General features: G+C 34.7%; 6 protein-coding genes and 4 pseudogenes. 4 read left to right on the forward strand and 6 right to left on the reverse strand.

The genetic code is table 11. The features are described 5' to 3' along the window. Window positions 1–265 (forward strand): IS3 family transposase (locus ACH97_RS15030; RefSeq protein ID WP_144486775.1); only part of this gene is annotated, 265 nt, incomplete at its 5' end. Window positions 266–323: 58 nt separating this feature from the next. Here the strand turns inward: ACH97_RS15030 and wecB are convergent. Next, window positions 324–1,463 (reverse strand): non-hydrolyzing UDP-N-acetylglucosamine 2-epimerase, encoded by a 1,140-nt coding sequence (gene wecB / locus ACH97_RS15035; RefSeq protein WP_009329683.1) that lies wholly within the window; start codon window positions 1,461–1,463, stop codon window positions 324–326. A gap of 361 nt (window positions 1,464–1,824) precedes the next feature. Here wecB and galU point away from each other — a divergent pair, with 361 nt between their 5' ends. Then, a complete protein-coding gene (galU, locus tag ACH97_RS15040) occupies window positions 1,825–2,703 on the forward strand; it encodes a UTP--glucose-1-phosphate uridylyltransferase GalU (RefSeq protein ID WP_020453140.1) in 879 nt (292 codons plus the stop codon). Window positions 2,704–2,779: 76 nt separating this feature from the next. Here galU and ACH97_RS15045 read toward each other — a convergent pair. From ACH97_RS15045 to ACH97_RS23485, 5 genes and pseudogenes are all read right to left on the reverse strand, one after another. Continuing rightward, a pseudogene (locus ACH97_RS15045) lies at window positions 2,780–3,529 on the reverse strand (ATP-binding cassette domain-containing protein); the annotation flags it as partial. 19 nt (window positions 3,530–3,548) lie between these two features. Then, a pseudogene (locus ACH97_RS15050) lies at window positions 3,549–4,369 on the reverse strand (ABC transporter permease). A 216-nt stretch (window positions 4,370–4,585) separates the two neighbouring features. Next, on the reverse strand, window positions 4,586–5,896 hold the full coding sequence (locus tag ACH97_RS15055; RefSeq protein WP_020453145.1) for a DUF6270 domain-containing protein: 1,311 nt from the start codon (window positions 5,894–5,896) through the stop codon (window positions 4,586–4,588). 63 nt (window positions 5,897–5,959) lie between these two features. Further along, window positions 5,960–9,460: a bifunctional glycosyltransferase/CDP-glycerol:glycerophosphate glycerophosphotransferase gene (locus ACH97_RS23015; protein ID WP_080131514.1), complete on the reverse strand. Its 3,501-nt coding sequence runs from the start codon at window positions 9,458–9,460 to the stop codon at window positions 5,960–5,962. Window positions 9,461–10,161: 701 nt separating this feature from the next. Further along, window positions 10,162–10,348 (reverse strand): annotated as a pseudogene (locus ACH97_RS23485) (adenylyltransferase/cytidyltransferase family protein); the annotation flags it as partial. Window positions 10,349–10,604: 256 nt separating this feature from the next. On the opposite strand from ACH97_RS23485, the pseudogene ACH97_RS23025 reads away from it, so the two are divergent. Both ACH97_RS23025 and ACH97_RS23030 read left to right on the forward strand, forming a co-directional pair. Then, window positions 10,605–11,210, forward strand: a pseudogene (locus ACH97_RS23025) (UTP--glucose-1-phosphate uridylyltransferase); the annotation flags it as partial. Between the two features lie 117 nt (window positions 11,211–11,327). After that, window positions 11,328–11,502: helix-turn-helix domain-containing protein (locus tag ACH97_RS23030; protein WP_081043980.1), on the forward strand; the 175-nt coding region annotated here is incomplete at its 3' end.

Raw genomic sequence — 11,502 nt, forward strand, 5'->3', positions numbered from 1 at the left:
ATCTTATGAGTATCAGAAAACAGTTAATATAAAAGGCATTACCATGAGCATGTCCCGCAAAGGGACGCCCGCTGATAATGCCTCCATCGAATCGTTTCATTCCTCACTAAAGTCTGAAACGTTCTACCTTAACAGCATTGATCGAACTACGACCACCATCGTAGAACGCACTGTCAAAGAATACATTCTTTATTATAACAATATTCGTATTCAAACGAAACTAAACAACCAATCACCAGTAAACTATCGGCAATTGGCTGTATAAAGGTGTTTTGATCCCTGTCTCAAAAACGGGGGTCAGTCCCAAAAGGAAGCTTTTTTTATTAATCTTTAAACATGTCAGGCCTCGCGCTTCGGTATCCGTACCGGTAAAGAAGCGCCTCCGCAATTCGCCGCGAAGCCTGTCCGTCCCCGTACGGGTTTGAAGCCCGGGACATTTTGCGATATTCATCTTGATCGGTCAACAGCTGTTTAGTCAGCTGATAGATCTTATCTTCTTCCGTGCCTGCCAGTTTAAGCGTCCCGGCCTGAACGCCTTCAGGGCGTTCCGTCGTATCGCGAAGCACGAGGACCGGCTTTCCGAGCGACGGCGCTTCTTCCTGCACCCCTCCCGAGTCGGTGAGGATGAAGTGAGCTTCAGCCGCAAAGTTGTGAAAATCGATGACTTCGAGCGGCTCTATCAGATGGACTTTATCCAAATCGCCGAAATGCTTTGCAGCCGCTTCGCGAACAGCGGGATTGAGATGAACGGGATAAACAACCTGTACGCCGTCAAATTCTTCGATGATCCGCCTGATCGCTTTAAACATGTTTTCCATCGGCTCCCCTAAATTTTCACGGCGGTGGGCGGTAAGCAAAATCATCTTGTCATTCCCGATTTTTTCAAGAACGGGATGTGAATAGCCGTCCCTCACTGTTGTGCGAAGTGCATCAATTGCGGTATTTCCCGTGACGAAAATCGTCTCCGGGTCTTTATTTTCGCGGAGCAGATTCTGTTCGGCCTGCTCTGTCGGCGCAAAATGAAGATCGGCAATCGATCCCGTCAGCTGCCTGTTCAGCTCTTCGGGAAACGGCGAGTATTTGTTTCCGGTTCTGAGCCCCGCCTCTACATGGCCGACGGAAATTTGGTGATAATAAGCGGCAAGACCTCCCGCGAATGTCGTTGTCGTATCACCGTGAACAAGCACAATGTCCGGTTTGATGGACTGAAACAGCTCGTCCAGCTTCACAAGCGCATTAGACGTAATTTCAGCCAGCGTTTGCCTTTCTTTCATGATATTCAAATCAAAATCAGGCTTTATGTTAAAAGCTTCAAGCACCTGGTCAAGCATTTGCCTGTGCTGGGCTGTAACCGTCACATAAGACTCAATGTCGGGATATTTCCTTAATTCAAGGACGAGCGGCGCCATCTTAATGGCTTCAGGGCGCGTGCCGAATACTGTCATGACTTTTAGTTTCTTCATTTTTCTATCACCTGTTTTCTGTATGAACAGCTTTTTTTAGAATCGTCTATTATTATAATTTTGTCCATGTTTCTCGTTGGAATAAATCGCCCCAACGATTGCTTACGGACGATATTCTCATCATAAAACATCCATTGATCAAACCGCAAACATCCTGTTGAAGAATGAGTTTCTCTTCATTATATAACATCTTTACGCTTTATACCTGTTTACACTTGTTTAAGAATTGTTTTTCTTATATGATGAGTTTGTAATTGTAATTTTCCGGGGTATATCATACATATATTCAGCATACTCTCCGCTTGCTAAGCGTATTTTTTCTGGCTGAGTAGAAAACATAGTTTAAGGAAGGTGTATTGAGTTGAAGAAAGTTCGTAAAGCCATAATTCCCGCAGCAGGCCTTGGAACACGTTTCCTCCCTGCAACGAAAGCGATGCCTAAAGAAATGCTTCCAATCGTTGATAAGCCAACCATACAATATATTATTGAAGAAGCTGTCGAAGCCGGCATTGAAGATATTATCATCGTAACAGGTAAAAGCAAACGAGCGATTGAAGATCATTTCGATTTCTCGCCGGAACTCGAACGAAACCTTGAAGAGAAGGGTAAAACCGAACTGCTTGAAAAAGTAAAAAAAGCGTCAAATCTCGCTGATATCCACTATATTCGCCAAAAGGAACCAAAAGGACTCGGGCATGCCGTTTGGTGCGCCCGAAACTTTATCGGGGACGAGCCGTTCGCAGTGCTCCTTGGAGACGATATTGTTCAAGCAGAAAAACCTGGTCTTCGCCAGCTGATGGACGAGTACGAAAAAACTCTCTCATCCGTTATCGGTGTTCAGCAAGTCCCTGAAGATCAAACACACCGCTATGGTATCATTGATCCTCTGACAAACGAAGGACGTCTATACCAGGTCAAAAACTTTGTTGAAAAACCAAAACCGGGCACGGCACCGTCTAATCTTGCGATTTTAGGACGGTATGTCTTTACTCCTGAAATTTTCATGTACTTAGATAAACAGCAAATCGGTGCGGGCGGAGAGATCCAGCTGACAGATGCGATTCAGAAGTTAAACGAAATCCAGCGCGTATTCGCTTATGACTTTGAAGGCAAACGCTATGACGTCGGAGAAAAACTTGGTTTTATCCAGACAACTCTCGAATTTGCCATGCAGGACAGCGATCTGAAAGATTCACTGATTCCATTTATGCAGGACCTTCTGGCAAAAGAAGAAGTTTAATAAAAAAGCTATTGGATGGATATCCAATAGCTTTTTATAATATCATCTGCAAAATGACACGCCTTTTCTTTTAAACAAACATCGCTCCGGCGGCCAATACGGCCAGGATGGACAAACCCGCAATCCGAATGATATTTGCCAAAGATTTTTGTTTTTTCTTTTCTTTTTCACGATGAGCAAGATCTTCTTCAGACAAGACCTGTTTGCAGCTGGCTAATTGTTCTTTTTTATATTTGTCTTTCCCTTCTTTGGAAAGTTTTTTAAACCAGCTTATAAATTCTTTATATTCCTTTACGACCGTCTTTGTGTCATCAAACATGCGAAGCTCGCCATTATCGATCCAGGCGACCCGATCGCAAATTTTCTCAATTTGACCGATTGAATGGCTGACGAAGAAAATGGTTTTCCCTTGATTTTTAAACTCGATAATTCTGTCGACACATTTATCATAGAAAGTTTGGTCCCCTACTGACAATGCTTCGTCAATAATTTAAATATCAGGATCGATATGCACTGAGATCGCAAAGCCGAGCAGGAATTTCATCCAGGAAATCGCAATCAAGGACAGCTGTCTGTTCATTTCGATTTCATCGCTGGTCAGCGGAATGATTTTTTCCAGCAGGTTGGGACATCGTCGATTTTCCCGATCCGTTAATCCCTACAAATCCGATCGTCTCCCCTTCATACACGTCACAGGAGACATTCCGCACAGCAAAAAAAAAAACATTATCCTTAATCGGAAAAAACAGCCTTTAATTTTATCTAATTGTTTTTCATAAAGCTGATACTGTTTTGAAACATTTCGAAACGAAACTTTTAGTTTCATCATTAAAATCTCTTACGTATTAAAGAAAGTCAACAAACCTGTCCCTGAATTTCATATGCAAGACAGTTCCTATAGTCAAGAGCAATAATGTGAAAGCCCAGAAATACAGCGTGTATTTCTGGGCTTGGAAAAACCATCGCCCGTCTAAAAAGGTATTCCGGAACCCATTTTATCAGGTAATAAATAGGGTTCATCTTAAGCACTGTCAGAAGGTTCGGATGATTTTTTCCAAGCTGTTCTGAAATATTCCAAAAAACCGGAAGTTCAAACAACAATAATCTTGTTACAGATTGCAGCAAAAATTGGTAGTCGCGTACCAGACGCTTATCGTCGAGTTAAACAAACCGAATGAAAACATAAAAATGTTCATACAGGCTAAGTAGTAAATATATTGTATCCAATTTAAGCTTGGATAAATTCCGTTAGTCAAAAGTACGATCAAAAAGCTGCCCATCATCATGAAATAACTAAATAAGTTTGAAGCAATCACAACAGAAGGCAGTGAACTAATCGGAAAATTCATCTTCGGGACCATATTAATCCGTTTAAACACACTGTTTGATCCATCAGCTAATAAAAAAACATGGAATCAAACCGGCCAGCATCCAAACAATAAAAGGGACTTCTCTGACACCCGTTAAAATTGGCTTATTGTTGCGAATTACAATACCAATAAAATACAAACCAGTATGCCAGCATGTGAATGAGAGGGTTTAAAAACTGCTATAATACACCAAAATAATTCATCTGATACTGAGACTTTGTCTCATGCGAAGCCAAGCGCAAAATTAATGGAAACGAGGTCACTTGCTCTTTTACGACTCTTACTAATGCATTCATTATTTTATCTTCCTTAGACTTAAATGACTTTTTGGATCTTTCGGCTAAAGAAATTTAAAAGCACCAATGAATATTGTTACAGATGTTGAGTTTTTTCGTTTACAGCATCAGAATCATCATTAAATTAGTTAGTCAAAAAACTACCTGCAAGGTAAATTTTAAGTAAAGTTAAAAGAAGAAGAACTGTTTTCAAAAAGATAAGAAAGTCTATTAGATCTAAAAATTCCTTAAAAGTTTAATATCCCTCCAAGAAACATGTCCATTTCTGGGTAAATAAGGACCAACTTTGATATATTTACCTTTTTCGGGCTTGAATTTAAGCGTATACCTGAGCCATCTATTATTAGACAGGTCTTTTATTTCAGTTGTCTTAACATTTCTAAACCAAACTGCATCTTTTTGCAAATATTTTTCCGAAGAGTCAAACATTCTTATAGAAAAGATACACTTATAACTATCAATTAAATTAATTTCAGAAATCCTAATATCAAAAGATAACTCAAATTCTTTATAACCATCCGCATTAATTTCAATTGCATTCGACCATAATTGGCTATTCGCGTCTTTTTCTAACCCTCTTTTCGAAATACTTAAAACATTGCATTCTTGTTTGTCAGAATCAGGGTCTTTTATTTCAAATTCATTCTGCCAAAAGGACCAGTTGCTTTTCCCTAAAGTAAAAGTTGGATTCTTGATTAAATTATATTCTTTATTTTCTTTAATTTTTATCCTTGGAACATCGAGTATATTTTTAAAATCGCTAGTTATTATTGAAAGGAATTTTTTAGTAAAGTCTAAATAGAAATCTTTAACATAATGTAAATAAAATAATCCCCATTTGTGCTTACTGTCTAATAAATAATATTTATCGCCGTAATCGATGAATTGTACGTCATGATTTTTGATGACATAATTATCTAGTCTATCCCAAATTTCATTATAAAGAGAAGTATTAATCTGTTTTACTTTTGTACTCTTGCTAAGATATTTGTAAGAATCGGAAATTTCATCATAATAAATATCCGAAAATCTTGCTTTATTGACAACTACTTTACAGTTAGGTAATTTTCGATTTAAAAAATCAAAAAGAATTTTTATTGATTCTTTCCATCGCTCGAAATAGTCAGTAAAGTCGTCTAATAAGCTCAACGATTCTCCTTCTTTAAGAGTCTTATACAAAGTTGTCTTACTAAAGAGCCACCGCTTATTAGTAATAGTACTACCTTCTAACTCTCTAATACCATAAAATACATCAGCATAAAAATCTAAAATAAGATAATTTGGCTCATTAATAATCAAAGTATTTAATATGCTTTTATCTAACTCTGTTTCAAATTGTCTCTTATCAAAAGGTTTTAAATTATCTATTTTTTCATAATCAAATGCAATTGAATCAGCCGTTAATGATATGATAGACATTTGATTTTGATGCACAACACAACTATAATATCGTTTATAGTCTTCTATAAAACAACTATTAAAATTATCTCTTGAAACACAACTACCTATAATAGCTACCTTTAACATAATTTATTTCCCACCCTTTTAAAAACCCATAACATTGAATAATGCTATGGGTTTTCGAAAATATTAATCAACGTTCAAGAATCTTTTTACAACTTTTTCAGAAGCATTTCCATCGTCAAACTCACAATATTTCGCTCTAAACCTTTTATATTTTTCACCATATTGAGCAAAATAACTATCTAACTTTTCGATAGAATCAATCAACGACATATTATCTCTTACCAATGGTCCCGGAGCTTCCTCCTCAATATTCAAATACATTCCTCGAAGATTATCCCGATATTCCTCTAAATCATACGTGAAAAAAATCATTGGTTTTTTTAAAATACCATAATCAAACATTACAGATGAATAATCAGTGATTAATACATCTGAAAGTAAATATAAGTCTTGAATGTCATCGTAATTCGAAACATTATAAGCAAACCCCTTGAAATTACTAATATCAAGATCATCAGATATAAAATAATGCAATCTTAACAATATAACATAATCATCTTTAAGTTTTTTTCTGAGCTTCTCTAAATCTAGTTTCAACTCAAATCCATTTTTGACTCTAAAAGTTGGGGCATATAATATAACCTTTTTATTAGTTGGTAAACTCAACTTCTGTTTCAATTGTTGTCTAAAAACTTCATTATTGTCTTTGAATAATTTATCATTTCTTGGATAACCAGTTTCAAGTATTTCATTTTTATAGTCATAAATTCTTCGTGCTAGATCACTAACATATTTGCTTGGTACAGTTAAATAATCCCATCTTCTGCAACGTCTTAAGAACCTATTTCTCTTATCTTCAGTATCCACTTCTCCAGGGACATCTAATCCTAAAGTTTTTAGCGGGGTGCCATGCATAGTTTGTAATTCAACTGCATTTTTTCTTTTTTCATAAAAATCCGGGAAGTTGACATTATTCACAAAGTATTTAGCACGAGCCATATACTGAAAGTATTTCAAAGACTTTATTTTAACTTTAGTTGCTTCTCCATCTACTTTTGCATAATCATTATTCACCATCCAAACACATTCATATTCTGGATAATGTTCATTTATATAATCATATATAGCTTTAGGGTTACAACTAATTTGTTTACCCCAGTAACTTTCAAAAACAATTGTCTTCTTTTTCATTGGCAAAAGTCTAAAAAGCGGGTAAAGAATTTTTTCTATCACCTCTTGTCTACGAGGACCCCTCTCAATCCAATTCCATTCATAGATATTATTAATACTTATATTGTTCTCTTTTGTAACGTAAGGAAAATATTTTATATTACCGACAGTTTTTTTAGGGAAATTTATTTCTTTATCTCTTACTTTTATACGTTTTAATTTTTTAAAACTATTATTTCCCTTTACTGTAAATTCCAAGTAAGCTCTCCATACTCCGTATTCCTCATTGAATGGAGTCCTGACTTTATCATTCGAAAGGCTGAAACTTGTTTTAAGAAAAAACTCACCCTTCTCCTTGTATTCTTCAAGTATACTTCCAGAAACCGTATGTCCTGTCTCTATATTTTTAAGGACTATATTGATACCGGTTATATTTTTTAAAGTTTTAATATACTTATCCGTAATTGATGCTTCTATTAATAAATTTTCATTTGTAAAAGCAAGATTTTTAAGATATGAATTGTGATTTCCTTTTAAAATTCTAAGGTTCCCTGCTGGGCTTGCATCTATTGTAATCTCTTTAGTATCAAGAGCAATATTTTTTACTTTTATACTATCTAAATAAGTTAAAGGTTCATTATCATTATCATATCTTACATAGCCTATTAACTCAGTATTATGTTTTAATCTATTAATAGTTGACTTAGGAATTATTGATTTAAAACCATTTGAACTCCCATTAAACTCCATGTCATATCTATATTGTTCATTTTTATTATAATCTCTAAATAAGAGTTTGCATTCGTTTAAAGGTAAAGATGTCTCACCTTGAATGATTAAATTTCCATCTTCATGAATTAAACTATTAACCTGAGTAGTAACAGGTCTCAGGTCCAAATACAAGTCCCATGCACTATTATATTTGATAAAAATCCTTTTGGAAAAGTATACTCTGTGCTTTGGTCTAGGTTTTTTACCACTAATAGGCTCACCAACTCTATAGCTTCTCGTTTTGCCAAAACAATTTATTTCTATCCATATTTCTAGTTTGCCGGAAAGTTTGTCAAATAAATCATTTGTATCTACTTCAATAGTATATCCTGACCAATCATAGTTATTAACCCTTGAAAGAGGCATATTATTATTTTTTTTCCTGCCAAATTTTAATGTTATATCTGGTCTTTTTACTGAATAACAATTTACTAGTTTTTTCTCTCCCGAATTTGGATCAAAAATATAAGCCTTTAAATTAACATCTTTTTTTCTTTTTATGTCAAGATATCTAATAAAATGATAACCTTCAATACGGATTACGGAACCATCCCATTTTACTCTTTCTATTTTTCTTTTTATAGTAAACTCACTGTCGGCTTTACAAATTTCTTCCGGCAGTTTCTTCCTGAATGGATATTCCCAAAAGAATTGACCTTTTACTTTTTTGGGCTTACTATATTTCAATTCGTTTTTTTGGAATTTTAAAACATCGAATACTCCTTCAATATCATTTTTAGAAATAAAATAATACTTAGCTCTATCTATTGCATTTAACTTTCTAAACGTTTCATCTGATATAGTTTTTAAGTATGAAGACACTTTAGTCATGAAAATTTGAATATATTCAGAATCTGCAGTATCTAATATATTCAAATAAAGTGGGATATCAAGACTCAAAGCTTTATAATCTTTTAAATCCTTTAATTCACCTTTTATTTTTGCATTATTAAAAAATGAATCAACTAAATCTAATGCTTTTAATCTATCTGTAAGATTAACCAGATCATTTCTTTGTTGTGTTATTGATTTATCCCCTGCTTCCCGGGCTCTCCAAAAATAAATAAAATCTCCAAGAACACTAACTGACTCAGCTTTATAATGTGCAGGTATTGTTACAGGTAAATCTTCATATAGCATGCCTTCAGGAAATTTAAAATCATTCTTCATCCAAAATTCTCTTCTAAATATCTTATTCCATGCAGTTGTATCATAAATTAATTCGTTATTTTTGGTTATATGAGTTTTAGGAATTGTATCACTAAACACTTTTTTATGAAGTCCAGAACCATAAACCTTAGTCGAGTTGAACCTTTTTACATTCCCTACAACAATGTCTGTTTGATTTTCACTAGCTAATTGATACATTTTTTTATATGCATCTAAACTTAAGTAATCGTCTGAATCAACAAAGGCTATAAATTCACCTCTTGCATATTGGACGCCATAATTTCTGGCATGCCCCAGACCGCCATTTTCTTTATGATAAGAATAAAAGTTATCGTACTTAGAAGAATACTCATCCATTATTAATCCGCTATTGTCTTCTGAACCGTCATTTACCATTATTACTTCAATTGATTTTAATGTTTGATTAGCTAAAGAATCTAAACATTCTCTTAAATATTTTTCAACATTGTAAACTGGAACAATTACGCTAATCTTAGGTTTTCTTTTTGTCACTAACTCTCTCTCCCTATTTCTTTACCAAATATCTTTTCAAAAAAACTTTTTGTGGAATTACCATCTTCATATTAACAAAAATCATTATAAAAACGAGCATGTAACCTAGAATTTTCAGTTGTATTTTTTATTCTTCAATTAGACCATCTGAATGGTCTACGATCTTACCTGGTACATTTGTTTCATAAATAAAACTCTCTAAGATTATCTTTATCATACTTCAAATCGTATGTATAGAACACTATTGTTTTTAAATTAGCAAAATCGAAAAAATGAATACTCCGTAACCAAAATATCAGAATAATATATAAATATCTTAGATCTGGATAATCAGAAACACCGATGATAAATTCCTTATGATCATTGAGACCGAAGTCTTGAATAACCAGGATGCATTCTAAGTAAAATAATAAGCTATTTTTAATAACTGTATTATTGAAATGAAATGCTCTTTTAAATATTTCTTGTTGAATATTTATTAGGAAATATTACAACATCCCATTTACTTGATTCTTTAGAGAAAATTTTTGTGCTTTTCTGTAGTAGTTCCTAGCATACGAACTACATGCTAGTCTCTATTACACAAATAGTGTACACACAAGAAAAAAGGCAACATTTAATTACCTCTATAAAAAAATATATATTAGAAATCCCTTCAGTTCTTGGCAGATAAACTAGCCATTCACAGCGTATTGTTTAGCCTTCCTATGTTTATAACTATGATAGGCTTTTTTATTTTTGCGAATTAAATTCATCAGTACTAATCGCAACCATTAAATAGTCAGCAAGTTCTTTAGCACGTTCAAGCAATTTAATGTGATTCCAATGAAGCAAGCCAAACGCATCATAAGTAATAACCTTTTTTTCATGGTTGAGAGAAAAGACCAGATTTTTAACAATGTCTTAATCATTCCAACTACATATCCATAATATTTAACTATAATAGCATAATCGCCTATAAAAGTTAAGAGTGTTTAAAAACTGGAAAAACAAAAATAGTCTCCAAGACTCCTTATCAATAGTTCAATTTTATTATTCGGATCGTAACTAAACACCAAAATTGTTGATTCATTTTTCACAGTCCGCGAAACGATTTTCTATATAGATGAAAAGGAAAGTTGATAGGAAACAAACGAAACCCATTAATCAATTAGAAAAAAGAAAAACCGAACTCCTTGAAAAAGTGAAAAAAGCTACTAACCTGGCTGATATTCACTATATCCGTTAAAAAGAGCCTAAGGGACTCGGGCATGCTGTCTGGTGCACGCGCAACTTTATCGGTGATGAGCCGTTTGCAGTTCTGTTTGGAGACGATATTGTTCAAGCTGAAAAGCCTGGATTGCGCCAGTTAATGGATGAATATGAAAGAACGCTTTCCTCTATTATTGGTGTTCAGCAAGTGCCAGAAGAAGAAACACCGTTATCAGGTGAAAAGCTTCGTTGAGAAGCCGCCTAAAGACACAGCTCCTTCTAACCTTTCCATCTTAGACCGTTACGTATTCACACCTAAGATCTTTACTTAGAGGATCAGCGGGTTGGAGCCGGCGGAGAAATCCTTCTGACAGACGCCATTCAAAAGCTGAATGAAATTCAAAGAGTGTTTGCGTAAGACTTTGAACACAAGCGCTATGATGTTGGTGAAAAGCTTGGCTTTATCACAACAACTCTTGAGTTTGCGATGCAGGATCAAGAGCTTCGCGAGCAACTCGTACAATTTATGGAAGGTTTACTTAACAAAAAAGAAATCTAAACAAAAAGGCTATTGGATGAATGGGACTGACCCTATAAGATGAGACAAATAAAAAACACTTTCAAGTTTGAAAACGGATAGTTGTTATCCGAAATAAGACGTGGAGGTGTTTTTTCTATGGGGACAAGAATGAGTTATCCGGTTGAAGTCAAACGGAAGGCTGTAGAAATGAGATTGGCAGGAGTGCCGATGAAAGAGATCATGCAGAAATTGAATATTAAGAATAAGACACAGGTTCAGACATGGGTTAGATGGTATAAGGCTGGGGATACACATCGATTCGAACAGCCTG

It is taken from the genome of Bacillus paralicheniformis, from assembly GCF_001042485.2.
In the GTDB taxonomy this organism is placed as follows: domain Bacteria; phylum Bacillota; class Bacilli; order Bacillales; family Bacillaceae; genus Bacillus; species Bacillus paralicheniformis.